The following is a 24,785-nucleotide window of genomic DNA, read 5'->3' as shown; positions in this document are numbered from 1 at the left end:
CTCCCTTGGCAGTCTATACCGATATCGCCGAAGACGATCTGAAATGGTTCCTGACGGAATATGACGCCGGCACGCTGCTCTCCTATAAGGGCATCGCCGAAGGCGTCGAAAACTCCAACTTCCTGCTGCACACCTCCAAGGACCCGCTGATCCTGACGCTCTATGAAAAGCGGGTGGAAAAGACCGATCTGCCATTCTTCCTCGGCCTGATGCAGCATCTCTCCGCCCGCGGCCTGTCCTGCCCGCTGCCGCTGCCGCGCCGCGACGGAGCGCTGCTCGGCTCGCTCTCCGGCCGCCCGGCGGCGCTGATTTCCTTCCTCGAAGGCATGTGGCTGAGAAAGCCGGAGGCGAAACATTGCCGCGAGGTCGGCAGGGCACTGGCCGAAATGCATGTGGCCGGCGAGGGTTTCGAACTCAAGCGTCCCAATGCGCTGTCGATCGACGGCTGGCGCGGGCTCTGGGAGAAATCGGCGGAGCGCGCCGGCGAGGTCGAGCCCGGCCTGCAGAACGAGATCCGAAGCGAACTCGATTTCCTCTCCGCCGCCTGGCCGAAAAGCCTGCCTGCCGGCGTCATCCATGCCGATCTCTTCCCCGACAACGTCTTCTTCTTGGGCGACGAGCTCTCCGGCCTGATCGATTTCTATTTCGCCTGCAACGACCTGCTCGCCTATGACGTGTCGATCTGCCTGAACGCCTGGTGCTTCGAAAAGGACGGCGCCTACAACATCACCAAGGGCACGGCGATGCTGGCGGGTTACCAGAGTGTCAGGCCGCTGAGCGGCGAAGAGATCGCCGCTTTGCCGGTGCTGGCGCGTGGCTCGGCGCTGCGCTTCTTCCTGACCCGGCTCTATGACTGGCTGACGACGCCGGAGGGTGCCATGGTCACCAAGAAGGACCCGCTCGAATATCTGCGCAAACTGCGCTTCCACCGCCAGATCGGCTCGGCCGCCGAATACGGATTGAGCCTATGAAACACGTCGATATCTTCACCGACGGCGCCTGCTCCGGCAATCCCGGCCCCGGCGGCTGGGGCGCCGTGCTGCGTTATGGCGACGTCGAAAAGGAGCTTTGCGGCGGCGAGGCGGATACCACCAACAACCGCATGGAACTGCTGGCGGCGATCTCGGCGCTGCAGGCCTTGAAGAGCCCTTGCGAGGTCGATCTCTATACCGACAGCGCCTATGTCAAGGACGGCATCTCCAAGTGGATATTCGGCTGGAAGAAAAACGGCTGGAAAACCGCCGACAAGAAGCCGGTGAAAAATGCCGAGCTCTGGCAGGCGCTGGAGGCGGCCCGTGACCGCCACAAGGTGACGCTGCACTGGGTCAAAGGCCACGCCGGCCACCCGGAAAACGAACGCGCCGACGAACTCGCCCGCCGGGGCATGGAGCCTTTCAAGAAGGGCAAGGCGGTTTCGTTTTAAGTGTGCAGCCTCACGCATTCGTCGGGAAAAGCCCGCTTGCGTGAATTGCCTTCCGCCCACCCCACCCTCCGTCATCCTCGGGCTTGACCCGAGGATCCACGCTGGTGTCCATCGGCATCGGGCATAGATCCTCGGCTCAAGGCCGAGGATGACGGAGATTGGGGTGGCGTTCTCGCCAAACTCTCCGCCGCCGTAACGCTTGCCGCCAACCGACCGGGCTTCGGAGAGCCGACGATGGGCAGGATTATCGCTCCTCTTGCTCCGTCATTCCTGTGCTCGTCACAGGAATCCAGTGCGTCCAAGTCCTTGGACGCCAGAAACTCCTTGCCGTCAAATGAGTCATTCACCGCGCGGACGCGCGGTGGCTGGATTCCTGTGACGAGCACAGGAATGAGGGAGGAGATACTGTGGCGCCTCATGATAGCGACAGCAGCTCTTCAAGCCGCCTATTGCTGCCGCGTCGTCGCCGCACCCTGGATCAGCCGGTGCAGATATTCGAGCTTGGTGACGACGGGCGAGGAGAGCACGAAGGGGTAGGAGTCCGGCTGGCCCATGCTGCGCTGGATGGCGTTGATGGCGATGCTGAGCGGCACCCAGGCGCTGACCAGCTGTTCGGCGCTTCTGGCCCGGTAAGGGAGGAAATCGACCTCGCCCGATATCTCCTCATGGCCGCGCGGATCGATGGCGATGCCGAACGCGCGGGCCGTTTCCAGCGTGTCGACGATATGGAGGTAATGGGCGAAACATTCGGCGAAATCCTCCCAGGGGTGCGATGCCGCATAGGCGCTGATGAAATTATCCTGCCAGCCCAAGGGCGCGCCGCCGGCATAATGGCTTTGCAGGGCGGCGGCATAATCCTGCCGTTCGTCGCCGAAGACGGTGCGGAAATCCGTGAGGCCATTCTGATCGCGCACCAGCTTGTTCCAGATGAAATGGCCGGTCTCGTGACGGAAATGGCCGAGCAGCGTGCGATAGGGTTCGTTCATCGAACTGCGCGCCTGTTCGCGCGTCGCATCGTCGGCCTCGGCGGCGCGGATGGTGATCAGGCCTTCCTCGTGGCCGGTCATGGCAGGAACGACATAGCCGTTGCTCTGTAGGGAATCCTCGAGGAAATCGAAGACGAGGCCGCCCTGCGGGTCTTGCGCCCGGTCGGGATGCGGCAGCCTCCAGCGCAAGAGCGAATAGAAGAGATGACGCTGCGCCTGGCTGATGCGCCGCCAGCGGTCGATGCCGTTCTGGGTATCGGTATTGGGAACCAGCCGGTTATGGCGGCAGGCGACGCAGAATTCGCTCCCGCTTTCGCCGTCCACCAGCCAATTGCAGATATCGAGGCCGGCATTGGCGCAGAAACGCACCTCGCGGTCGGGATCGGAAACCAGCTGCCAGAGCGCCTCATCGCGCGGTTCCAGCGCATGCATGGCGAGATCGCCGGGCAGGAAGCCGAGGCGATGGTTGCAGCGCACGCATTGCCGGTTGTCGAAGTGGACGACCTGATCGCAATTGTCGCAGGCGAAAAGCTTCATCGTTATCTCTGCAGAGCGTTGGGAGCGGATTAAAAATGCCTGCCGCGCGAGAGCGCAGCAGGCATGGTGCATGACGGATGAGCTTCTGGCTCAGAGCCGGTCGACGGCGCCCTTGAGCTTGTCCTTGACCTTACCGGTCGCGACCTGTCCCTTGCCTTTGGCTTCCTGAACGGCGCCTTTGGCCTGCATTTCGCGATCGTCCGTGGCCTTGCCGACGGCCTGCTTGGTCTTGCCGGCAATTTCGTTGGCCTTACCGGAAATCTTGTCGCTGGTGCTACCCATATGTGATGTCTCCTTGGTCAGCATGGGCCTCTTGTCCATACTTGCCGAAATGAAACGTCACTTGCGGCTATTCGTTCCCGCTGGCTTAGGCCAATCGCTCAGGCGAGCCACCTCAGGCCAACTGCGTCTCAGGCATGCCCGGCTTCGGCCGAAAGCATGGCGGCGGTCACGCCCATGCCGGCGAGCGCCCGTTCGTATTTGTCGTCGAGGCTGCGGTCGAAGATCAGTTCCTCATTGGCCGGGCAGGTGAGCCAGCCATTGTTGACGACCTCGTTTTCGAGCTGGCCGGCCGACCAGGAGGAATAGCCGAGCAGCATGGTCGCCCGCGTCGGGCCATTGCCCTTGGAGATGGCGCGCACGATGTCGAGTGTTGCCGTCAGGCAGATATCGTCGCTGACGGGGATCGAGGAGTCGCTGGAATAATCGTCCGAATGCAGCACGAAGCCGCGGCCGCTTTCCACCGGGCCGCCGGTCTGGATCGGGAAGTCGCGCGCCCTTTGCGGCAGCACGATCGAATCTTCCTGCTTGATCATATCGAGATGCAGCAGCACATCGGTGAAGGTCAGGCTCTGCGGCCGGTTGATGACGAAGCCCATGGCGCCGGCATCCGAATGCGCGCAGATATAGATCACCGTGCGGGCAAAGTTGCGGTCTTCGATGCCGGGCATCGCGATCAGGAACTGGCCATCGAAGAAGCCACGTTCCCGTCTGTTCTTCAGCGTCGATAAGGACATCGTTCCTCCTGCTGCCAGCCGCACCGAGGCCTTGACAAGAGAAACATGGGCCAATGTCACACATCAATCAACTGAAAATGAAGATTTAGATCGCCGCGACTGCTGGCGGCCAAACCCCAGTTTCGGTAAACCGTTGTTCCATGATGATTATTTCCTCAGTCCCGCGTCGGCTTTTCATTGCGGTCTTTTCGATGGCCGCAGCCCTTGTCCCGCTTTGTTCCGTCCATGCGGAAATGAGCGCCTGGGCGGACAATGAGGGCGGCCGCATGCGCCTGGTGGCGCTGGCGCCCGATGCCGGCGGCAAAATCCGCGCCGCGCTGCAGATCGAGCCGAAACCCGGCTGGATCACCTATTGGAAAGAGCCCGGCGGCAATGGCATTCCGCCCCAAGTCACCATCGCGGCGGGCAGCGGTGTTTCGCTCGATGCCATCGCCTATCCCGTTCCCAAGCATTTTTTCAACGGCGCGATCGAGGATATCGCCTATGACGCGCCGGTGACGCTGCCGCTTTCGTTGACGGCGGCAGGCAAGGGGCCAGTCGAGATCGACGCTGCCGCCTTCATCGGCATCTGCAGGGATATCTGCATCCCCTTCCAGGCGAATTTTCAGCTGAAGCTCGGCCCCGCCATCCAGTCGCACCCGCAGGAGGAGGCGATCCTCCAGGCGGCTGATGCGAGCCTGCCGAAGCCGCCATCGGCCGATTTCGACGTGACGGCGCATGCAATGTCACCTGATGGGAAGGTGCTGTCGCTGACGCTGGTTTTGCCGGGCGAGGGGAAAGGCGAGGCTAAGGCCGCGCCCGATATCATCGTCACCGGGCCGAGCGGCCATGCCTTCACCAAGCAGATCGGCGGCAAACGCGACGGCGCCACTTTCAAGGTCGATATCGCTATCGGCAAGCTGCCGGAGAATTACGCCATTTCAGGCAAACGCTGGGGCCTGCTTGTTATCGACGGCGCGCGGGCGATGGAGACCACACTTGCCTTTGAATGACCGGCTCTTATAGTCGCCGCAGATCCCTTGCGGCGCCCGCCGCCAAGCTGGAACCCGCATAACCCCCAAAGCCGGAACTCAAAGGAGAAGACCATGACCATCGCGATCGGCGACAAGCTTCCTGCCGCCACCTTCAAGGAAAAGACCGCCGACGGCCCGGTCGAAATCACCACCGAGCAGCTCTTTGCCGGCAAGCGCGTAGTGCTCTTTGCCGTGCCCGGCGCCTTTACGCCCACCTGCTCGCTGAACCACCTGCCGGGTTATCTCGAAAACCGCGACACCATCCTCGGCAAGGGCGTCGACGACATCGCTGTTGTATCAGTCAACGACTGGCATGTGATGGGCGCCTGGGCGCAATCCTCCGGCGGCTTCGGCAAGATCCACTTCCTCGCCGATTGGGACGCCGGCTTCACCAAGGCCGTCGGTCTCGACGCCGACCTCTCCGCCGGCGGCCTCGGCCTCCGCTCCAAGCGCTATTCGATGCTGGTGGAAGACGGGGTGGTGAAAGCTCTCAACGTCGAGGAAAGCCCCGGCCAGGCCACCGTCTCGGGCGCTGCCGCGATGTTGGAGCAGCTCTGAGCGTTCATTGCCAATGGATGAAGGGGCGGCCGTTCGGGCGCCCCTTTTCGATTGTGTGAGTCTTCGGCGGGACTCGAGCGGCGTCTCAGGCCTCGGTCAACCGGCCACCATCTCCATAGTGTCACGCCATGTGAAATGCGAAGTGCGCTTCGAGATCAGCCACTGACCGCCCTGGCGCACATACTCGTCATTGTAATAGACGCCGTTGGTATTCCTCATCTTTTTGCCATCGACTGTATTGACGAGGACAACCAGGCAGTAATGCACTGCCGTTGCGCGGTCTCCGTCAATTTCGGCGGTATGCTGACCATTGATATGGTAGGCCGTCTCGAAATTGGCCATGAAGCCGGTGAAGGTCTCCTGAATCTCCTTGCGACCCTTGAGCGACGCAAAAAGCTGTCCTTCAAAGTAGGTGTCGACGACAGCGTCTTCGGCAAACAGCAGGGACTGAGTGGCCAAATCTTTCTGGTCCGCGAGATTGGCGAAAGTATCGACGAGTGCTTTAAGGGCGACCCTGTCTTCGAGTGTCTGGATGCGTTGTTCCAGAGTATTGTCTTGCATGGAAATCTCCTTGAGCTGGGACGGATGGGCAGGGTTGCGCTTCAAGCGACGTCGACCGACTCTTCGGCGACTGGGACGATGGCTGAGGCGGGGTGGCGCTGCCGGACGATCAGGACGAGGACGAGAACAAGCGCGAGCGCCAACATCGCGGCCGAGCCCGTCAACGCCATCGTCACGCGATGGGCAAGAAGTGGGATACCTTCCAGGCCGCTGGTGCCGAAAGCCGTGACGGCGACCAGGATCGCAAGACCAAGGGAACTGCCGAGCTGGTGGGCGACGTTGACCACACCTGAGGCGGCGCCGGCATCGGCCCCGGAGACGCCTGATATGCCCGAGGCTGTCAGGGGGCTCAGGACGAAACCCTGGCCCCAGCCGATCAGGACCATCGGCAAGGCGATGTCACGCAGATAATCCGCATCGGCGGAGACACGGCTGAGCCAGGTCATTCCGATGAGGGTGAGGACAAAACCCGTGGCAAGCAGGCGGGCGTTGCCGAAGCGCTTCGTCAGCTGCGGCACGGCCATCGCGGAGGCAAAGTTCACCAGTGTCGCGGGCAGGAAAGCCAATCCGGTGGCGGCAGCGCTGTATCCGAGAACACTCTGCAGGAACTGCGTCGTGAAGAAAAAGAAGCCGATCATTCCGCCGAGGAAGAGAATTCGCGAGGAATAGGCCCCGACGCGTTCGCGACTGGCGAAGAGACGCAAGGGCATGATCGGTTGCCGAGCATTCCGTTCGATGGCAACAAAGGCCACCAGCAGCAATAGGGAGGCCGTGATAAGGCCGATGGTCAGGCTGTCATGCCAGCCATGGCTCGCCGAACGGATCAGGCTGTAGACAAGCGCCACCATGCCGATCGTCGAGGTCAGGCCTCCGGCAATATCGAGCCGCCCCGGCTGCCGTCCCGTCTCGGGAACGAAACGGATCGCGGCGAGGATCATGCCGAGGCCAATCGGCAGATTGATGAAGAAGCCCACACGCCACGACAGCCACTCGGCCAATATGCCGCCGAGGACGAGGCCGACGCTGGCTGCAATGCCGGCAACCGCGCTGTAGTAGGACACTGCGCGGGTGCGCTCGGTCCCCTCGGCGAAGGTCGTCTGCAGCAAGGCCAGCGTAGCCGGCGCAAGAATGGCGCCGCCAATCCCCTGGACGGCACGCGCGCCGATCATCCAGGCCGGCGTTTCTGAAAGACCGATGGCGAGCGAAGACGCGGTGAAGAGAGCAAGGCCGATGGTGAGCATGCGCTTGCGGCCGAGAATGTCGCCGGCTCTTGCACCCAGAAGCAGGAAGCCTCCGAAGGTGAGGGTATAGGCGCTTTGCACCCAGGCGAGCTCAGGGTCGGAAAAGCCAAGTTCACGATGGATGCTCGAAAGCCCCGTCAGCACGATCGACGTGTCGAGCACGAGCATCACGTAGCTCGTGAGGATGATGGTCAGGATCGCTGTCTTGTTGACCGCGTGCGATAAGGGTTTTTCCGCTCGGCTGGAGGGCCGGCTGGCCTGTGGGGGTGATCTCATGGTGCTCTCCGGAACCGTCATTGCGGCGATCGCCGCCGATGTCCCGAGAGATAGCACCCGGCTATTCTGCCGATTAGATTGCTATTCCTGCATGCGCTTTTGAGGAATTCTCATCAATGATCGGAACGTGATGGTCGGTATCGCAGCGCGTCGACCAGCACGCTGAAGGCCGGAGACATCTGGCGGCGGCTCGGATAGTAGAGGAAGTAACCATCGAACAGCGGGTTCCAGTCGTCGAGAACGGTGACAAGCCGCCCGCTCTCGATTGCATCTCGTGCATGATCCTCGAACAGGTAGGCAAGTCCGACGCCCCCGAGCGCCGCTCTCATCACCATCTCAGTGTTATTGAAAGCCAAGGGGCCATCGAGACGGACACGAACCTCCCGTCCGTCCTTTTCGAACTCCCAAACCATATAGCCTCCATAAGTCGGCAATCTGATGTTGATGCAGGCATGGGCAGTCAGGTCCTGCGGCGTCGACGGTTTTGGGTGGCGCGCGAAATAGTCTGGCGAACCAACGACCACCATTCTCATCTCAGGTCCGATCCGCACGGCGATCATATCGCCGTTCAACTGCTCGCCGAGCCGAATTCCCGCATCGTAGCGCTCCGCGACAATATCGGTGAGCGCCCCGTCCACCGTGATTTCAAACTTGATATCCGGATATTCCGGAAGAAGTCGCTCTATCGCCGGCCAGAGGATCGACGTCGTTGGATGCTCGCCGGCGGTGATCCGAACCGTCCCTGCGGGTTTGTCACGCAGTTCGGTGAGAGCCGCCAGTGCGGTGTCGATGCCGTCGAAGTGCGGCTCGATCGAGTGCAGCAACCGCTCCCCGGCATCGGTCACGGAGACGCGCCGGGTCGTTCTCGTCAGCAACCGCACGCCGAGCCGCTCCTCGAGCAGCCGCATCGAATGGCTGAGCGCCGAAGGCGAGACGCCAAGCTTCGCCGCCGCTCTGGTGAAGCTCTGTTCTCTGGCGACCGCCAGGAAAACAGTGAGGTCGTTGATGCTGTCTCGGGACATTTTTGAATTCTGCTCAATACCGAATGCGGATTTTGCAGTCTAATCGCCTTTTCGCTCATGGACTAGATGATGGGGGCAGGCAGCGCCCAAGCACATCTCGACCAGAAAGGCTGTTCTCGATGAACCACGCAGCATCAGCAAGTGCCGAGGAGGAGATCATCGCCCTCTCGCTGGACAAATTCCGTTGGAAGACATCCGGCCGTATCGATCTGGTCGAGGCGCTTTTCGACGACGATCTGCACTTCGTCCACATCACCGGGCATGTGTCTTCGAAGCAAGAGTGGATCGAAGAGCTGCGATCCGGCCGCTTTGTTTACAACCGCATCGAGCCGCGGGGCGCTTCGGTTGCGGTCGAGGGCGATCGAGCGACGCTCCGAGGCAAGGCCGTTTTCACGGTGACCATGGGGGGACACCGAGGACAGTATCGTCTGGCTTTCACCGAAGTCTATGTTCGCAAACCCGCCGGGTGGAAGCTCGTGGAGCTTCTCACCTCGACTTACTGAGGGAAATCAGCATGACCAACATCCTTATACTCGGTGCCAACGGGCAGCTGGCGCGCAACACGACGCGGATGCTCCTCGACAGGACGGACGCCAATCTCACCCTCTATCTGCGGCGGGCGGACCGTCTTGCCAACCCGGCGCCTGAAAGAGTGAGGATCGTCGACGGCGATGTTCTCGACAACGCGGCGCTCCGGCTGGCGATGGCAAAGCAGGACATCGTCTATGCCAACCTTTCCGGCGATATGGCTCACCAGGCACGGTCGATCGTCGACGCCATGCACGCGGAGGGGCTGAAGCGGCTGATCTTCATCAGTTCGATGGGCATCTACCGCGAAGTCCCCGGCGAGAAATATCGCAGCATCCTCGATCCCTATCGAGATTCTGCCGCGCTGATCGAGCAGTCGGACCTCGACTATACCATCCTGCGGCCGGGTTGGTTCACGCACGACGCTGAGATCAATTATCAGCTCACCAGAAAGGGGGAGCCATTCAAGGGACACGACGTTTCGCTCAACAGCCTGTCGGACCTGATCGTGAAGCTCGCATCCGAGCCCGCATTGCATGCTCGCCAGAGCCTCGGCGTGAGCAGCGGCTGAAATCCGCCGCAAGCGGCTCGGATGGTCGAGACTCCAATCGAAGCCGGGATGGACGCTACTGCGATCGTCTCCGCCTCACCGTCAGAAGAGCGACGAGCCCGCAAAAAACCAGCACCACGAGGGGCGGAATTGCATGCGCATATTCGCCGTGGAAGAGAACCGTAGCCACAGCCGCCAGCATCACCGCACTCCCGAGCAGTGAACCGTAGAGGCGGAGTGGTTTGAAGATGAGCATGATCGCGGTGGCGAACTCACAGATGGCGGTCAGATAGTGAAAGCTTTCCGGATAGCCCCACCGGGCGTAGTCCGCTGCGATTTCGGGGCTGACGAAGGTGTTGCCATAGGCGCCGACGAAGAAGAAGGCTGCAAGCAGCCAGGCAATGACGTTTGCTAGGGATAGGTTGACGAGAGACATAGGGGGCGACCTCAATGCGACGGCGCTTGGAGCGCGAGAATGCGGCTCGCCAGACGCCAGCCCTCCGGCGTCCGCTGCAGGCGGTCGGTATAGGTCACGCTCGCCACCGCCCCGTTCGACAACAGACCAAGCCCCTTCGAGACGGCGAGGAGCTCGTCGCCCGGGCCCTTCTGAACGTGCACATTCGTCGTGTGATGCGCCCTCGCATGGCCGTCCTGGCTGGCCATATGGCAGATCGCTGCAATGCCCGTGACCGGCGCAAACCCGAAAACGCTCGAGTCGAAATGTGCATCCTCGGTAAAGACTTCACCGAACCTGTCCCACGCATGATTGTCGACTAGGTGTGCCCAGAGCGAGAGGATTTGGTTGATCTCGACGATGTCATCCGTCGTTGGTTTCATTTTTTCATGGTCCTTGAAAGGGGATGCGGGCGAATTCGCTGTCGCGGCGAAAAGGCGGATGCCGCGTCCTCGGGACGCGACACCCCCCGTGTCGCTGAACGGTCCTGCGCAGGCCGGGTCGTCAGGCGCCCGGCCAAGGGCCGTCACCAGTTGATCGGGCCATTGGTGTTGAAAAACTGGCCGGTCGGTCCGGCGTCGTCCAGCAAAGCATATTTGACCGGGGCCCGAACGCCGTCTTCGATCGTGATGTAGCCGCCGCCTCTGTTCAATTCGGTCATGACATAGCCGGGGCAGACAGCATTCACCTTGATCGGCGTATCTTTCAGCTCAAGGGCAAGTTGCACGGTCAGCATGTTGACCGCCGCCTTGGAGGCGGCATAGCCAAGCCATTTGACATCGGGGGAGGGATTGTTTGCATCGCCCGTCCACCAAAGCGAACCCACGCTGCTGGAAAGGTTGACGATGCGCCCGCTGGCCGCCTTGCGGATCAGCGGCAACAGTTTCTGGGTCACGATCACCATTCCGATGAAATTGACCTCATAGGATTCACGCAGGGTTTCGACGGAGGCCACGCTGGGGAAATCGTCGGTGTCGAGCAGCAGGATTCCCGCATTGTTGATCAGAATGTCGAGCCTGCCGAAGCGCTCGCCGATCGATGATGCGGCAGCGTCGATCGTCTCAGGGCGATTGAGATCGATCTCGATCGCCTCGACCGCCAAGCCCTCCGCACGCAATGTTTCGGCCTTTGCCTGCCCTGCTGCAAGATCGCGTGCGCCGAGAAGGACGAGCACGCCTTCCCGGCCGAGCTGGCGCGCCGTTTCAAAACCGAGGCCGCGGGTCGCGCCGGTGACGAGTGCGATCTTTTGATCTGTGGACATTTTATCTCCCGAGCAGGCGCGCTCGCATGGCGAGGCTGTTTGCAATGACGTTGCTCAGCAACGCATCGTGAAATTGCACGGTAGATTATGTCTGTCAACGACAAATGTCACTAAGTGACATTTTATCCGAAGTGCACGACACCGGCGGCGCGATCGAAGAGATCGGCAAGTGACATGGCGGCTCCACCGTCCACCCAACTGTTTATCGATGCCCGAATGAGCGCGAAAACCGTTCCCGCGATCGTGTAGGCGACAACGTCCGGGAGCGGAGGCCGTCTGTCCGGCGAGGAGAGAATATGGGCGATTTCGTCGATCAATTCGGCGATCATCTGTTCTTTTCGTGCCGAAATGCTCCTGTTGGAGCGGATTGCCGTCTCGATGCTGAGAAAGAAACGTGACCTTTCATCGAATGCCGAAAGCATCGCCCGCGCGGCGGCAAGCAGTGCGACGGCGGGTGGCTCCGACGCGAGCCGTTCCGTCAGTTCTGCACGGATGATCGCCATACCGTCCTGCACCCAGCTGACGATCACATCCTCCTTTGTCGGGAAATAGCGAAGCAAGGTGCGAGGGGAAACGCTGACGGCGGCAGCGATATCGGCGACCGTCGTCTCCTCGAAGCCGCGCTTGTGGATCAGCTCCAACCCGGCCTCGAGCAACTGCGCTCGCGTGCGATCCTTCTTATCTTCCCGAAGTCCCAAGACTGTCTCCACGCTGACATGCGGCGCGCTCTTTTGACACATCATGCCATTTGTCGTCCAGCGACGACTTCCGCTTGGGCGCGACGTGAGCATCCGCTGCGCTGGCGGGGGAGTTTGGCGGAAACGTGCCCCCAGCCACCGTCATCCCAGGCCTTGAGCCTGGGATCCATGCCCGGTGCTGATGGAGGCGAGAGTGGATCCTCGGGTCAAGCCCGAGGATGACGGAGGGTGGGGTGGCTTCCGGAGCAAGGATAGCGGAGGCCGCATACAAGCATCCTGAAAGGGCGGCCATTTCGGTCGCCCTTTTCAATTGTGTGAGCTACTGCCCAGCTCGCCTCAATCTCGCCGCAATCGTTATAACATAACCGTAATGTTATTACATTGTAGGATGCGCCATGCCCCCGAGCCCCGACCGCCCTTCCGTCAGCCTGATCGGACAGTCGGCATTATCCAGAGTGATCGGCATGATCCTCGTCCTTGCCGTCCTCTGGCTAGCGATCCACTGGGCGGTGCTGCTGCCATGACGCCGCTGATCCGTCTCGATAATTTGACCGTCGCCTATCACAGGCACCCCGCCATCCATCATGTCTCCGGCGCCTTTGCCTCCGGCAGCCTGACGGCGATTGCCGGGCCGAATGGGGCGGGCAAATCGACGCTGCTGAAGGCGATCATGGGTGAGCTTCGCCCGGCCGAAGGCAGGGTCGAGCACCGGCTGGGGCGGGCGGAATTCGGTTACCTCCCGCAGGCGGCCGAGATCGATCGGCGCTTTCCGATCTCGGTCATCGATACCGTCATGCTCGGCGCCTGGAAGAAGACGGGCGCCTTCGGCCGCATCGCGCCCGGCGAGGTGAAAAGGGCAGGTGAGGCGCTTGCCGCCGTCGGGCTCGAAGGCTTCGGCAAGCGCCATGTCGGGTCGCTCTCAGCCGGCCAGTTCCAGCGTGTGCTCTTTGCCCGGCTGCTGCTGCAGGATGCCGGCATCATCCTGCTAGACGAGCCGTTTACCGCGATCGATGCCCGCACCACCAAGGACCTCATCGATATCGTCGCCCGCTGGCATGGCGAGGGCCGCACGGTGATTGCGGTGCTGCATGATTTCGAGCTCGTTCGCACGCATTTCCCCGAGACGCTGCTGCTTGCCCGTGAGCTTGTCGGATGGGGGCCGACCACCGAGGTCATGTCATCCGCCAATCTGATGAAGGCGCGCGCCATGGCCGAGCGCTGGGATGAGGATGCCGAGGCCTGCGAACCTGAACAGGCACCGGCGGCATGACGGCCTATGATCTCTTCCTCGCGCCCTTTGCCGATTTCGGTTTCATGCGCCGGGCGCTCGTCGCCTGCCTTTGCCTCGGGCTCGGCTCCGGGCCGATCGGCGTCTTCCTGATGCTCAGGCGCATGAGCCTGATGGGCGATGCCATGAGCCATGCCGTGCTGCCGGGGGCGGCGATCGGTTATCTCGTCGCCGGCTCGCTGTCGCTGACGGCGATGGGCCTCGGCGGCCTGATCGCCGGCCTGTCGGTGGCGCTGCTATCGGGCGCCGTCAGCCGGATGACCGTTCTGCAGGAGGATGCGAGCTTTGCCAGCTTCTACCTCGCATCGCTGGCGCTCGGCGTGCTGATCGTCTCGCTGCGTGGCTCGAATATCGATCTGCTGCATGTGCTCTTCGGCACCATTCTGGCGATCGATGCGCCGGCGCTTTATCTGATCGGCGCGATCACCTCGCTGACCCTCGTCATCCTCGCCTTCATCTACCGGCCGCTGGTGGCCGAATGTTTCGATCCGGGGTTCCTGCGTGCCGTCGGCGGGCGTGGGCCGGTCTATCATGTGCTCTTCCTGCTGCTGGTGGTGCTGAACCTTGTCGCCAGCTTCCAGGCGCTCGGCACGCTGATGGCGGTCGGCCTGATGATGCTGCCGGCCGCCATCGCCCAGCTCTGGTCGCGCAGCCTGGCCGTGATGATGGCGATTGCCGCCGGAAGTGCTGCTGCCTCCGGTTATCTCGGCCTGATCGCCTCCTACCATCTCGAACTCGCCTCCGGCCCGACGATCATCATGACGGCGGCGATTCTCTACGCCTTCTCGATCTTTTTTGCGCCTTCCGGCCTGGCCCGGCGCTTCTTTCCCCGCCCGCATTTGAAGGGCTGATCCCAAGGAGACTTCGATGAACCCGCACAGACTGCTTCTCTCCGCAGCCATCCCCGCTTTGATGGCGCTGTCGGCCATGCCTGCCTCGGCCGAAACGCTGAAGGTTGTGGCGTCCTTCACCGTGCTTGCCGATGTCGTCAAACAGGTCGGGGGTGAACATGTAAAGGTGACGAGCCTCGTCGGGCCGAACGGCGACCCCCATGAATTCGAGCCGTCGCCGGCCGACGCCAAGAATTTGAACGCGGCGGAAGTGACCTTCGTCAGCGGCGAGGGGCTGGAAGGCTGGATGGACCGGCTGATCACCGCCTCGGGCTATAAGGGCAAGCCGGTCACCGTCTCCGAAGGCATCGACGTCAGCACCATGGAAGAGGACGGCGAAAAGATCACCGATCCGCATGTCTGGAACAGCCCCGTCAACGTCAAGATCTGGGTCGCCAATATCGAAAAGGCGCTGTCAGCGGCCGATCCCGCTGACGCCGCCGCCTTCAAGGCCAATGCCGAGAACTACACCAAGAAGCTTGACGCGTTGAACGCCTATGCCCATGCGAAATTCGACAAGATCGCCGACGATCGCCGCAAGGTGCTGACCAGCCATGATGCCTTCGGCTATTTCGGCCGCGAATATAATGTCAGCTTCCTCGCCCCGCTCGGCCTGTCCACGGAAAGCGAGGCCTCGGCCGCCGACGTCGCCAAGCTGATCGAGCAGATCAAGAGCGAGCGTGTGAAGGCCTATTTCTTCGAGAATTCCAACGATCCGCGCCTGGTCAAGCAGGTCGCCAAGGCAACCGGCGCCGAGCCCGGCGGCGAGCTCTATGTCGAGTCGCTCTCCGACGCCAAGGGACCGGCGCCGACCTATGAGAAAATGTTCAAATACAATGTCGACCAGCTCGCCGCCGCTATGGCGAAATCGAGCTGATAGTCTCGGGCCGCGAGGTTGGTCCCCCGCGGCCCCTCACATATTGAGGTCGAAGACCAGGATGCCGACAAGACCTCCGTCCGTTGACGGGGCGGTGCGCTCGCCCACGATCACATGCTCGCGGTGGATGAGAGTCTGCTAAAGGCAGGTTCAGCCGAAGACCGCAATGGAAGCGGCGCGGGAAGGTTCCGGCAATCAATCTCACTTGCCTAGGCCTGTCTCTGGTAATGAGGCTAGGCCATGTTGACACCGGCGACAACACAGGGTTGCATCCGGTGTTTGCGTGGAAGGCAGGAAAGAGGATGCGCCTCATGAGGTTTATTGCGTTGGCTGCGATGGCATTGATTGCTTACGGGCCGTCGGCCAATGCCGGCTCCTTGGACGAAGATGCTTTCAGGAACATCCCCGTTGGCAAGGCCACGAAGTTTTCGAATCTATCGTCACTGGATGCTCAGGCGGTTTGCTTGCTCCAGCCCTATCAGGATCGATTGCCTTCCAATAATGCGTTGGCCGCCAGGGTGAACGACTATCTCGCCGCGAACAACTACGTGCCAGACGAAGAGCATTTCGCATTTGTGCTGATTGGGAAGGAGGCAATCGAGATCGCAGCATTCAATCGTTCTCAAAAGCTCGATGTCTTGGCCAAGCATGAGGTTTCGCCCTCGGTCGAGGAGATGTTGCCCAAGGGTTTTGCTCCCCACGACTGCGCAAGCGGTCAATTCGCAGCTTTTACCAAGATCGGGTTTCGAGCGAGAACCTACGTCTTGCTTGGCGAGGCGCGCTAATTTAGCCGCCCCAAACGAAAGGGCAGGCCTTCAAACAAAGCTTGGGAGCGGTACTGCGCTTCCAGGAACCGGACTGCTCTAAAGATTGAGGTCGAAGACCAGGATGCCGGCAAGGCCGCCGTCCGTCGACGAGACGATGCGCTCGCCCACAATCACATGTTCGGGATGGATGAGATAGGCGTCGCGCGCCTCGGCGCTTTCGAAGGTCACGGCAAAACCGTCGACGAAGCCGCCGTGCAGGCCTTCGGGCGAAACGTTCGGTCCGTATTTGATATCCAATATGCCGGGAATGACCTGTTTTAGGGCAACGATCGCCGCAAACAGCGACTCCTTGTCCTCGATCGTCATCGCGGTCTTCAGCCGCAGGAATACGCAGTGCAGGATCATCAGTGGTCCTCCCGATTTTCTGTGTCGGCAGAATAGCGGCGAAAGCCGGGAGGGCAATGAGATTTATTTTCACGCAGGCGTTGCGCCGCAAGCCTTGAGCCTTTGAGCCGTGAGCCGTGAGCCGTGAGCCGTGAGCCGGCAGATTACATCTGGTCGGTCTTGACCAGGGGCCGCTTGTAGATTTTCTGGACGAGATCGCTTGCCAGCGCGCGGGCTTCGTCCTTCTCGGCCGCCGTCATCGGCCGGCAGGTGTTCCTGGTGTTTGAACTATCGAGCACTGTCGTAGACCCGGAACTGGCGATGACGAGATGCCAGCTGCAGGAGGCGACCCTGTCGATGGCGACGGCACCATGGCAACCGGTGGACAGGCAGAAGGCAACGGTCACCTGCGCCCCGTGGTCGCCCTTATAGGCCAGCTCGACGGCTTTCTTGATATCCGTAACCCATCGCTCGCATTGCGCCTGTTTTGCCCCCGGCTGGCAGCTCTTGGTACCGGGAGTGATATCGCCGGCCTGAAGCGGTGAGACGCAAAAAACACCCAACGAGAGGGTGAGCAGAAACTTGAGCATGGGATTTTCCTTGTGCAAGCAATGAGAGGCGCACATCGCAAGCCGTTGGTCAATGGCCATCCATGAAAGGGCAGGGCGCGCGCCGGACAGACGCTGGCGTACCGGTGAAAAATGCGATCTCAGCTTGCGTTCAGGCGTCTACGGACGATGCTTGCGTGGAATTTGGCGCCATGGAGCAGTCCGTCGTCGTTGAAATCGTAGTTCGGATTGTGAAGCGGCGCTGAGTCTTCGCCATTGCCCAGGAAGACGAAGCAGCCGGGGACATGTTCGAGGAACCGCGCGAAGTCTTCCGATCCGGTCATCGGCTCGCGCCGGACCTTGATGTTCTCGGGCGCAAAGACGCTGCGGGCGGCGGCAAACGCTTCCTCGACCAGGGCGGCATCATTGAGAAGGGGAACGAATTCTCTCGTATAGCTCACCTCGGCCGAGACATTGTGGGCGAGTGCGGTGCCCTCTGCGATGCGGCGCATCTGCTTCTCGATCACAGCGCTGACCTCGGGGCGGAAGCTGCGGGCGTCGCCCAGAATGCGCGCCAGTCCAGGCAGCGCGTTGCGAGTGCCGTCGGTCAGCAGTTCCGTCACCGAGACGACGCCGATATCCGTCGGATCGAGCCTTCGGGAAACGATCGTCTGGAGGTTCGTCACCACCGCGCAGGCGGCGACCAGGACTTCGTTGCCCGAGTGCGGACGCGCGGCGTGTCCGCCGACGCCCTTGAGCACAATCTCGAAATTGTCTTCCGCCGACATGACCGCGCCGACGCGGGTCTGGAAAACGCCGACCGGAAGACCCGGCATGTTGTGCAGACCGTAGATTTCGTCGAACGGAAAGCGCGTCATCAGGCCATCGTCGAGCATCGCCGACGCGCCTTTGCCCCACTCCTCGGCAGGCTGAAAAATGAACCGGACGGTGCCGTCGAAATTGCCGTCTTCCGACAGCATCCTGGCGGCGCCAAGCAGCATCGCCGTGTGGCCGTCATGGCCGCAGGCATGCATCACGCCGGCGGTCTGCGACCGATAGGTCTTCTCTCCCTGTTCGGTGATCCGAAGGGCATCCATGTCGGCGCGCAGCGCGATGGAACGGTTGCCGCCGCCGCGCCTCAGGGTTCCGACAACCCCTGTGCCCCCAACACCTTCGACCACCTCGTCGAGCCCGAACTCCCGCAGCTTTTGCGCGACGAAAGCCGCCGTCCGCTTCTCCTCGAAGCCGAACTCGGGATGGCTGTGAAGATCGCGCCTCCAGGCGGTCATTTGCTGTTCCAGCATCTGGTTGTCCACGCTCATTTCCGCAGTTCCCCTGTTGCAAGGCCGCAAACGACGTCGAGGAGGATATTCGCCCCCGCGACAAGGTCCGTGTCGGCTGTGAACTCCTTCGGATTGTGACTGATGCCGCCGCGGCTGGGTACGAAGATCATCGCGCTCGGCGCGATACGGGCGATCATCTGGGCGTCATGGCCGGCACCCGATGTCATGCGCTTGCACCCCAGGCCCCGATCGCTTGCGGCAGACTCGATCAGGCGAACGATCGCCTGGTCGAATTTGACCGGCTCGAACCGTGCCAGTCGCTCGATCGATATGCCAACCTTTTCGTCGGCCGCCAGCCGGTCGAGGAATGCAGCGAGCGCGGTTTCCTCTTGCCTGAGGCGGTCTTCGTCCGGATCACGCAGATCGACCGTGAACGTCGCGCGGGAAGGAATGACATTGACGGCATTCGGTTCGAACGCGATGCAGCCGACGGTCGCGACAGTCGGGGTGTTCGATGCTTTTGCCCGGTCCCGCAGAAATGTGATGACGCGGGCGGCCGCGTAGCCGGCGTCCCGGCGCATCGAGATCGGTGTCGTCCCAGCATGGTTGGCATCGCCGTCGATGGTCACCTTCTGCCAGGAAATCCCCTGCAAATCCCCGACCGCTCCAATCGGTACGCCCTCCCTCTCCAGGACAGGGCCCTGCTCGATATGCAGTTCGACATAGGCGTGCGGCACCATGAAGCCGGGCGCATGGGTGCCGGCATAGCCGATCCGCGCCAATTCATCGCCGAGCACCGTCCCGTCCGTGCCCACCGTCTGCAGTGCCGTGGCGGCGTCGAGGCCACCGGAATAGACCAGCGAACCCATCATGTCGGGTGCATAGCGCACGCCTTCCTCATTGGTGAAGGCGGCAACGACAATGGGGCGCTTGGGTTTAAACCCCTGGCTTTTCAGCGTCTGGATCACCTCGAGGCCGGACAGCACGCCATAACATCCATCATAGATGCCGGCGTTGATAACCGTGTCGATGTGCGAGCCGATCATGACAGGCTTTTCCCCGACATCCCCGGCATTCCAGATGCCGAAGACGTTGCCGATCCGGTCGACGGCAACCTCCAGCCCAGCCTCCTCAAGCCAGGAGACAAACCGGTCGCGTCCAAGCCTCTCGGTCTCGGACGCCGCCAATCGGACAAGCCTGCCATCCGCATCGCGGCCGATCTCGCCGAGTTCGCGGATGCGCTCGAGCAGGCGGGAGGAATCGATCGAACGATGGCTCATTCTGAAGCTCCAGTCTTGGATTTCGCGGCGACCGCGGCTGGTGACAGCCCGACGATCTCTTCATATTTGCCGGGGTCGGTCGCGCCTTCGGTGTTCACCAGGAAGATGCGGGAATGCCCGTCGAGCGACAGTGCTTGCCGGATCGCCGGATCGCCGATGGCGCTGATCAGCCCGGCAAGCCCCACCCCGCCGCTTTCGCCGGCGACGATCGCGGGGTCGTTTCCAGCGGGATCGGCAAGCCGCTTCATCACTGCGATCGCGTCGTCTTCATCCACCGTCATGAATGCGTCGGCGACCCGGGAGAGAATACGCCAGGCGACGAGGGAAGGTTCGTAGCATTCGAGCATCGCCATGATAGTCGGCTCGCCGTGGGCAACGGTCACCAAATGTCCCGCCCGAGCCGTTTCGAACAGGCAGGCGGCGCGGGCGGGATCGACGACGATGAAGGTCGGGCGTTTGTCGCCGAAGGCGATGGCCATGTGGCCTGCGACAGCGGCGGCGATCCCGCCGACACCTGCCTGAATGAAGATGTGGGTCGGCGGCTGCGGCATTGCCCTCAGGGCTTCCCGGACAAGGGCGGTGTAACCCTGCATCACCAGCCCGGGAATGCGCTCATAGCCGGGCCATGAGGTGTCCGACACGATCGTCCAGCCTTTTTCTTCGGCAATGCGCGCGGCCTCCCGAACGGAATCATCATAGGTCCCGTCGACACGGATCATATCCGCGCCGAAGCGAGCGATGGCGGCGACACGTTCGTCGCTGACACCGGAATGCACTGAGATCACCGCCCGGGCTCCCACCAGCTGCGCACCCTGCGCCACCGAGCGGCCGTGATTGCCGTCGGTGGCGCAGGCCACCGTCATCGTCTCGGCGATTTTGCGGACAGTCGAAGAATGCAATTCCGAGATATCGATTGCGCGGCCGAGCCTGTGCGCCGCTTCATCGAGGACGAGCCGGATCACGGCATAGGCGCCGCCAAGCGCCTTGAAGCTCCCGAGGCCGAGGCGGTGGCCTTCGTCCTTCATGTGGATCGAGGCGACACCGATTTCCTCTGCCAGCGCCGGCAGAGCCACGAGCGGCGTTTCCGCATGGTTTTCCCGGAAGCTCAGGTGGCGCTCGACTGCGTTTGCGGCATCCAGCCCGAGGATTTCGGCGTCGCGTGGGTCGAGCGGCTGACGATAGTCGGAATTGCTGTTCAGCAGAAACATAGGCGCCTCACTTATGTTGTCTCTTGAAACATATTGCAGCCGATGTGAAAAAGGCGCTGCATTTCGCGGGCATTTTTGCAAGTTTGTTTCGTTGGAGCCTTCATTTTGAGCCGACCGGGAAAATTTCCGCAGCTGGATGCTTTTGACCGCAAAATCCTGGCGATCCTGCAAAGGGACAATAGCACGCCGCAGCGGACCATCGGCGAAGCCGTCGGCCTGTCTGCGCCGGCCGTCCAACGCCGGATCAAACGGATGGCAGAGGAGGGGGTCATCCAGGCGAACGTCGCCGTTCTCGACCCCGCAGCGCTTGGGCAATCGATCACCATCTTCGTGGAGGTGGAGGTTATCAGCGAAACGTCAAAACAGATCGAAGAGGCCAAAAGCCAGTTCGCGGCCGCGCCTGAAATCCAGCAATGCTACTACGTCACCGGCGAGGCGGATTTCGTTTTGGTCATCGTCGTCCCGGCAATGGCCGACTACGAGGCTCTGACGCGGCGGCTGTTTTTCGGCAACAACAACGTCAAGCGCTTTCGGACATTCGTCGCGATGGATCGGGTGAAGGTCGGCTTGAGCGTTCCCGTCGAGCGCTGAGGCCGATCGCCCGGTCAGGCGCGCTTCGTCAGCGGAAAGCGCTCCCGAAGCAGCCGCAGCACCGATTCCGAAGGAATTGGCGGCCCGAAGAGATAGCTCTGTCCGTAGCTGCAGCCCATCTTGGCGAGTTCGATCGCATCCTCGTTGGATTCGATCCCCTCCGCCACCACCGTCATCTCAAGCTCGCGCGCCATCGATATCACCGAACGGAGCACGGTCGCCTTCTTGTCGCTGCCGTCGCGCACAAGCGCCTTGTCGAGCTTGATCATGTCGAAGGGGAAGCGGGTGAGATAGGCGAGCGACGAATAGCCGGTGCCGAAATCGTCGAGCGCCAGGCCGATGCCGGCTTCCTTCAGCTTCTGTAAGACGAGGCGGGCCTGTTCCGGATTTTCCATCACCATGGATTCCGTCAGTTCGAGCTTGAGGCGCGATGGCTGGCAATGCGTCTTGGCGAGAACCGAACGCACATCGTCATAGAGTTCGTTGTTGAGCAGTTGCACGCTCGACAGATTGATCGAGACGAAGATCGGCAGTTCGCCCGTCTGGTTCTGCCAGCTCATCAGATCGTTGGTCGCCTGTTCCAGCGCAAACATGCCGAGCGGACCGATGAGATCGGAGGCTTCGGCGATCGGAATGAATTCGGATGGCTGGATATTGCCGCGTTTGGGATGTTCCCAGCGCATCAGCGCCTCGAAACCGGCGACCTCGACATCTTCAAGCCTGGCGATCGGCTGGTAGACCATCGACAATTCCTTGCGCTCGATGGCGCGGCGCAGATCGGTTTCCAGCTGCAGCCGGTCGGTGCCGAAGTCGCGGAAGGCCGGCTGGAACGGCTCGACGCGGTTGCCGCCGGCCCGTTTGGCCCGGTACATCGCAAGCTCGGCGTCGCTGAGCAGGCCGGTGGCGCTTTCCTGCCGGTCGACCCAGGAGGCAAGCCCGACCGAGGCCGTCAGGATGATCTCGCGATTGGCGAAGTTGATCGGCACCATGATCGCCTTGCTGATCGCATCGGCAAAATCGGCAACCTTGGCCGGATTGTGCTCGGACACCAGGATCAGGCCGAACTGGTCGCCGGCAAGCCGCGCCAGCGTGTCCTGCGGCTTCAGCAGCCGGCGGAGCCGCCGCGTCAGCGCGATGAGAATATTGTCGCCGGCAGCAACGCCAAGCGCATCATTGACCAGCTTGTAGCGGTCGATATCGATCACCATCACCGTCGGCCTGAGCGTGTCGCCGCCCGGCGCCAGCGCCAGCACCGACTGCAGCCGGTCGAGGAAGACCTGGCGGTTCGGCAGGCCGGTCAGATTGTCGTGCAGCGCATCGTGCAGCAGCCGCTCGACGGAATTCTTCTGCTCGGTCACGTCGACGATCGTGCCGACGCAGCGGATGATCTCGCCGTTCGAGCCGAGCACCGGCCGGGCACGGATCAGCAGCCAATGGAAATGGCCGTCCTCGGCGCGGATGCGGAACTCGTGGTTCAGCCGCCCGCGGCGATGTTCGAGCAGCACGTCGAGGGTGGCGCGGAAGCGGTCGCGATCATCAGGGTGCAGCCGCGGCAGCCAGTTGCGGGCCGCGCCGTGCATGGCCCCCGGCGATAGGCCGAGCTTGACCGAGACATCGGGAATGGTGACGACGCGGTCGCGCGCCACGTCCCAGTCCCACACCATGTCGCCGGATCCGGTCAGCGCTAGGGATTGCCGTTCGAGATCGGAAAACAGCCCCTGCTGGAAAGCGCCGCCGGCAAAGGCGTGCTGCATGACGGTGAAGCCGATCAGGAGAACGATCAGCACCAGGCCGCCGCCGAGCGCCGGCTGGATGATATCGTTGTCGAGCCGGCCGGTGACCGTCAGCCACGCCCCGAACAGCCAGACCAGCGTCAGCGCCCAGGCCGGCACCAGCAGGATGGCGCGGTCATAGCGGTTGAAGCCGAGATAGATGATCAAAAGCAGGCCGGTCGCCGCCGTCAGCGCGAAGGACAGCCTGGCGATGCCGGCGGCAATCGACGGATCGTAGATCGCCACACCGAACAGCAGGGCAAGGCCGAGCACCCAGGCAAGCGTGGCATAGCCGAGATGCGCATGCCAGCGGTTGAGGTTGAGATAAGTGAAGAGAAAGATGACGAAACTGGAGGCCAGCGCCACCTCGGCGCAGGCGCGCCATATTCGCTGGTCGGCCGAGGCGACGCTGATCAGCTTGCCGAGGAAACCGAAGTCGACGCAGATATAACCGAGTACCGCCCAGGCAAGGGCTGCGGTTGCCGGCAGCATCGACGTGCCCTTGACGACGAAGAGGATGGTCAGGAACACCGCCAGCAGGCCGGCAATGCCGAGCACGATGCCGCGATAGAGCGTGAAGGCGTTGATCGTGTCCTTGTAGGCGTTCGGTTCCCAGAGATAGATCTGCGGCAACTCCGGCGTCGACAGCTCGGCGACGAAGGTGATGACGGCGCCGGGGTTCAGCGTGATGCGGAAGACGTCGGCCTCGTCGCTCGGCTGCCGGTCGAGCGCGAAACCTTCGCTGGGCGTGATGGCGCTGATGCGCTGCGAGCCGAGATCCGGCCAGAACAGCTTGGAATTGACCAGACGGAAATGCGGCGCGACGATGACGCGCTCGAGCTGCTCCTCCGAGACATTGGCGAGCGCAAACACCGCCCAGTCGCCCTGGTGGTTTTCCGAGCTTGCCCTGACCTCGATGCGGCGGCGGATGCCGTCGGCACCCGCGGCCGTCGAAACCTGGAAGGCCTCGCCCTGGTTGACGTAGATTTCGGTCGTCGCCGTCAGATCGAGCGCGGTATCGTCACGGGAAATCTTCACCGGTTCGGCCGCCTGGGCAGCGCCCGCCACCAAGGCGAAGGCTGCCAGGAAAAGGGCTGCGATCACCGCGATCACTCGTCCGGACGGTGACTTGGGCAGCATGCGGTCTCTGGTCATCGGCTGTCGGTTTTCCTGCCTTTATCCGTATCGGTGGCGAGACGTGAAAACATCACATGGTCATGCCACTGACCGTTGATCTTCAAGTATCCGCGCAGATAGCCCTCCTGCTGAAACCCGGCCTTTTCAAGCAGACGGATGCTGCGCGCGTTATCTGGAATACAGGCTGCTTCGATACGGTGCAACTCAAGCCCGGTGAAGATGTAAGGAATAACCATTTGCAGAGCGGCGAACATATGCCCCTGGCCGGCATGGCGTTCGCCCATCCAGTAGCCGATCATGCAGCTTTGTGCCGCACCCCGCCTGATATAACCGATGGTGATGCCGCCGACGAGCGTCATGTCGCCCTTCAGGAAAATGAACAGCGGGATTGCCTGGCCCGAGGCATATTCCTGCTTGCCGCGGATGACACGGGCGCGGTAGGCGCCCTCCGTCAACTCGTCGCGCCGCCAGGTCGGCTCCCAGGGTTCGAGGAACTTGCGGCTTTCGGCACGCAGCCGGTGCCACTGGTTGAAATCCTGGTAGCGCGGCAGGCGCAAGAGATATCTGTCGTTCTCCAGCTCCACCGTTTCCGGCTGCCGCGACAGAAACCGAAACACCGATTTTGGCATCGATCAC

29 protein-coding genes and 1 pseudogene are annotated in these 24,785 nt (G+C 62.0%); 12 read left to right on the top strand and 18 right to left on the bottom strand.

The features are described from left to right. Positions 1-5: 5 nt before the first annotated feature. Both CO667_RS16365 and rnhA read left to right on the top strand, forming a co-directional pair. Complete coding sequence (locus CO667_RS16365; RefSeq protein WP_097619360.1) at positions 6-971, top strand: homoserine kinase; 966 nt, start codon at positions 6-8, stop codon at positions 969-971. Further along, a complete protein-coding gene (gene rnhA / locus CO667_RS16360) occupies positions 968-1,423 on the top strand; it encodes a ribonuclease HI (protein ID WP_025415509.1) in 456 nt (151 codons plus the stop codon). Before CO667_RS16365 ends, rnhA begins: the two co-directional genes overlap by 4 nt. A 446-nt stretch (positions 1,424-1,869) precedes the next feature. Here rnhA and CO667_RS16350 read toward each other — a convergent pair whose 3' ends face one another. The 3 genes from CO667_RS16350 to CO667_RS16340 all read right to left on the bottom strand — a co-directional run bounded on the left by CO667_RS16350 (position 1,870) and on the right by CO667_RS16340 (position 3,962). After that, positions 1,870-2,946, bottom strand: coding sequence for a putative zinc-binding metallopeptidase (locus CO667_RS16350; protein ID WP_097619358.1), 1,077 nt, complete (start codon positions 2,944-2,946; stop codon positions 1,870-1,872). Positions 2,947-3,036: 90 nt separating this feature from the next. Continuing rightward, positions 3,037-3,228 carry a CsbD family protein gene (locus tag CO667_RS16345; protein WP_003546001.1) on the bottom strand — a complete coding sequence of 64 codons (192 nt, stop codon included), beginning with the start codon at positions 3,226-3,228 and terminating at the stop codon, positions 3,037-3,039. A gap of 128 nt (positions 3,229-3,356) precedes the next feature. Beyond that, the gene (locus CO667_RS16340) at positions 3,357-3,962 is read right to left on the bottom strand and encodes a YqgE/AlgH family protein (protein ID WP_097619357.1); all 606 of its coding nucleotides are present in this window, start codon (positions 3,960-3,962) and stop codon (positions 3,357-3,359) included. 140 nt (positions 3,963-4,102) lie between these two features. On the opposite strand from CO667_RS16340, the gene CO667_RS16335 reads away from it, so the two are divergent. Together CO667_RS16335 and CO667_RS16330 are read left to right on the top strand one after the other, a co-directional pair. After that, the gene (locus tag CO667_RS16335; protein WP_097619356.1) at positions 4,103-4,954 is read left to right on the top strand and encodes a protein-disulfide reductase DsbD domain-containing protein; all 852 of its coding nucleotides are present in this window, start codon (positions 4,103-4,105) and stop codon (positions 4,952-4,954) included. Between the two features lie 93 nt (positions 4,955-5,047). Next, positions 5,048-5,533 (top strand): peroxiredoxin, encoded by a 486-nt coding sequence (locus CO667_RS16330; RefSeq protein ID WP_097619355.1) that lies wholly within the window; start codon positions 5,048-5,050, stop codon positions 5,531-5,533. A gap of 96 nt (positions 5,534-5,629) precedes the next feature. Here the strand turns inward: CO667_RS16330 and CO667_RS16325 are convergent, their stop codons facing one another. The 3 genes from CO667_RS16325 to CO667_RS16315 all read right to left on the bottom strand — a co-directional run bounded on the left by CO667_RS16325 (position 5,630) and on the right by CO667_RS16315 (position 8,633). Further along, entirely contained in the window at positions 5,630-6,094 is a 465-nt protein-coding gene (locus CO667_RS16325) for a nuclear transport factor 2 family protein (RefSeq protein WP_097619354.1), read from the bottom strand. A 41-nt stretch (positions 6,095-6,135) separates the two neighbouring features. Next, entirely contained in the window at positions 6,136-7,611 is a 1,476-nt protein-coding gene (locus CO667_RS16320; protein ID WP_097619353.1) for an MFS transporter, read from the bottom strand. Positions 7,612-7,724: 113 nt separating this feature from the next. Continuing rightward, positions 7,725-8,633: a LysR family transcriptional regulator gene (locus CO667_RS16315; protein ID WP_097619352.1), complete on the bottom strand. Its 909-nt coding sequence runs from the start codon at positions 8,631-8,633 to the stop codon at positions 7,725-7,727. Positions 8,634-8,752: 119 nt separating this feature from the next. Here CO667_RS16315 and CO667_RS16310 point away from each other — a divergent pair, with 119 nt between their 5' ends. Both CO667_RS16310 and CO667_RS16305 read left to right on the top strand, forming a co-directional pair. Next, a complete protein-coding gene (locus CO667_RS16310) occupies positions 8,753-9,136 on the top strand; it encodes a nuclear transport factor 2 family protein (RefSeq protein ID WP_179874160.1) in 384 nt (127 codons plus the stop codon). Positions 9,137-9,147: 11 nt separating this feature from the next. Continuing rightward, entirely contained in the window at positions 9,148-9,732 is a 585-nt protein-coding gene (locus tag CO667_RS16305; RefSeq protein ID WP_097619350.1) for an NAD(P)H-binding protein, read from the top strand. 55 nt (positions 9,733-9,787) lie between these two features. Here CO667_RS16305 and CO667_RS16300 read toward each other — a convergent pair whose 3' ends face one another. From CO667_RS16300 to CO667_RS16285, 4 genes are all read right to left on the bottom strand, one after another. After that, complete coding sequence (locus tag CO667_RS16300) at positions 9,788-10,147, bottom strand: DoxX family protein (protein ID WP_097619349.1); 360 nt, start codon at positions 10,145-10,147, stop codon at positions 9,788-9,790. Between the two features lie 11 nt (positions 10,148-10,158). After that, the gene (locus CO667_RS16295; protein ID WP_097619348.1) at positions 10,159-10,548 is read right to left on the bottom strand and encodes a nuclear transport factor 2 family protein; all 390 of its coding nucleotides are present in this window, start codon (positions 10,546-10,548) and stop codon (positions 10,159-10,161) included. A gap of 143 nt (positions 10,549-10,691) precedes the next feature. Beyond that, positions 10,692-11,426 carry an SDR family oxidoreductase gene (locus tag CO667_RS16290; RefSeq protein ID WP_097619347.1) on the bottom strand — a complete coding sequence of 245 codons (735 nt, stop codon included), beginning with the start codon at positions 11,424-11,426 and terminating at the stop codon, positions 10,692-10,694. A 122-nt stretch (positions 11,427-11,548) separates the two neighbouring features. Then, complete coding sequence (locus CO667_RS16285) at positions 11,549-12,124, bottom strand: TetR/AcrR family transcriptional regulator (RefSeq protein ID WP_097619346.1); 576 nt, start codon at positions 12,122-12,124, stop codon at positions 11,549-11,551. A 395-nt stretch (positions 12,125-12,519) separates the two neighbouring features. Here CO667_RS16285 and CO667_RS36255 point away from each other — a divergent pair, with 395 nt between their 5' ends. Genes CO667_RS36255 through CO667_RS16270 form a run of 4 tightly spaced genes read left to right on the top strand, consistent with a single transcriptional unit; the run spans position 12,520 to position 15,179 of the window. After that, complete coding sequence (locus tag CO667_RS36255; RefSeq protein WP_280953225.1) at positions 12,520-12,648, top strand: hypothetical protein; 129 nt, start codon at positions 12,520-12,522, stop codon at positions 12,646-12,648. Further along, positions 12,645-13,394: a metal ABC transporter ATP-binding protein gene (locus CO667_RS16280; RefSeq protein ID WP_097619345.1), complete on the top strand. Its 750-nt coding sequence runs from the start codon at positions 12,645-12,647 to the stop codon at positions 13,392-13,394. Before CO667_RS36255 ends, CO667_RS16280 begins: the two co-directional genes overlap by 4 nt. After that, positions 13,391-14,263 (top strand): metal ABC transporter permease, encoded by an 873-nt coding sequence (locus tag CO667_RS16275; RefSeq protein WP_097619344.1) that lies wholly within the window; start codon positions 13,391-13,393, stop codon positions 14,261-14,263. Before CO667_RS16280 ends, CO667_RS16275 begins: the two co-directional genes overlap by 4 nt. Before the next feature lie 16 nt (positions 14,264-14,279). Further along, entirely contained in the window at positions 14,280-15,179 is a 900-nt protein-coding gene (locus tag CO667_RS16270; RefSeq protein ID WP_097619343.1) for a zinc ABC transporter substrate-binding protein, read from the top strand. A 36-nt stretch (positions 15,180-15,215) separates the two neighbouring features. Here the strand turns inward: CO667_RS16270 and CO667_RS16265 are convergent. Continuing rightward, positions 15,216-15,311: pseudogene (locus CO667_RS16265) on the bottom strand (Dabb family protein); the annotation flags it as partial. Positions 15,312-15,490: 179 nt separating this feature from the next. Here CO667_RS16265 and CO667_RS16260 point away from each other — a divergent pair. Then, on the top strand, positions 15,491-15,964 hold the full coding sequence (locus CO667_RS16260; RefSeq protein WP_245433147.1) for a hypothetical protein: 474 nt from the start codon (positions 15,491-15,493) through the stop codon (positions 15,962-15,964). 78 nt (positions 15,965-16,042) lie between these two features. On the opposite strand, the gene CO667_RS16255 is transcribed toward CO667_RS16260, so the two are convergent. The 5 genes from CO667_RS16255 to CO667_RS16235 all read right to left on the bottom strand — a co-directional run bounded on the left by CO667_RS16255 (position 16,043) and on the right by CO667_RS16235 (position 20,649). After that, positions 16,043-16,351: a Dabb family protein gene (locus CO667_RS16255; RefSeq protein ID WP_097619342.1), complete on the bottom strand. Its 309-nt coding sequence runs from the start codon at positions 16,349-16,351 to the stop codon at positions 16,043-16,045. 143 nt (positions 16,352-16,494) lie between these two features. Continuing rightward, positions 16,495-16,920, bottom strand: a complete 426-nt coding sequence (locus CO667_RS16250; RefSeq protein ID WP_097619341.1) for a hypothetical protein — start codon at positions 16,918-16,920, stop codon at positions 16,495-16,497. Between the two features lie 119 nt (positions 16,921-17,039). Next, positions 17,040-18,200 (bottom strand): M20 aminoacylase family protein, encoded by a 1,161-nt coding sequence (locus tag CO667_RS16245; protein WP_097619340.1) that lies wholly within the window; start codon positions 18,198-18,200, stop codon positions 17,040-17,042. Next, positions 18,197-19,441: a Zn-dependent hydrolase gene (locus tag CO667_RS16240; protein ID WP_097619339.1), complete on the bottom strand. Its 1,245-nt coding sequence runs from the start codon at positions 19,439-19,441 to the stop codon at positions 18,197-18,199. The genes CO667_RS16245 and CO667_RS16240 overlap by 4 nt, the downstream gene beginning before the upstream one ends. Next, positions 19,438-20,649: a diaminopropionate ammonia-lyase gene (locus CO667_RS16235; RefSeq protein WP_097619338.1), complete on the bottom strand. Its 1,212-nt coding sequence runs from the start codon at positions 20,647-20,649 to the stop codon at positions 19,438-19,440. The genes CO667_RS16240 and CO667_RS16235 overlap by 4 nt, the downstream gene beginning before the upstream one ends. A gap of 105 nt (positions 20,650-20,754) precedes the next feature. Here CO667_RS16235 and CO667_RS16230 point away from each other — a divergent pair, with 105 nt between their 5' ends. Next, the gene (locus tag CO667_RS16230; RefSeq protein WP_097619337.1) at positions 20,755-21,240 is read left to right on the top strand and encodes an Lrp/AsnC family transcriptional regulator; all 486 of its coding nucleotides are present in this window, start codon (positions 20,755-20,757) and stop codon (positions 21,238-21,240) included. Between the two features lie 14 nt (positions 21,241-21,254). Here CO667_RS16230 and CO667_RS16225 read toward each other — a convergent pair whose 3' ends face one another. Together CO667_RS16225 and CO667_RS16220 are read right to left on the bottom strand one after the other, a co-directional pair. Beyond that, complete coding sequence (locus CO667_RS16225) at positions 21,255-24,167, bottom strand: sensor domain-containing phosphodiesterase (RefSeq protein WP_097619336.1); 2,913 nt, start codon at positions 24,165-24,167, stop codon at positions 21,255-21,257. After that, positions 24,164-24,778: a GNAT family protein gene (locus tag CO667_RS16220; protein WP_097619335.1), complete on the bottom strand. Its 615-nt coding sequence runs from the start codon at positions 24,776-24,778 to the stop codon at positions 24,164-24,166. The genes CO667_RS16225 and CO667_RS16220 overlap by 4 nt, the downstream gene beginning before the upstream one ends. Between the last annotated feature and the right edge of the window lie 7 nt (positions 24,779-24,785).

The sequence above is a fragment of the Rhizobium sp. L43 genome, assembly GCF_002531725.1.
Lineage (GTDB): Bacteria > Pseudomonadota > Alphaproteobacteria > Rhizobiales > Rhizobiaceae > Rhizobium.
This window is presented reverse-complemented; position numbering and strand designations above follow the sequence as displayed.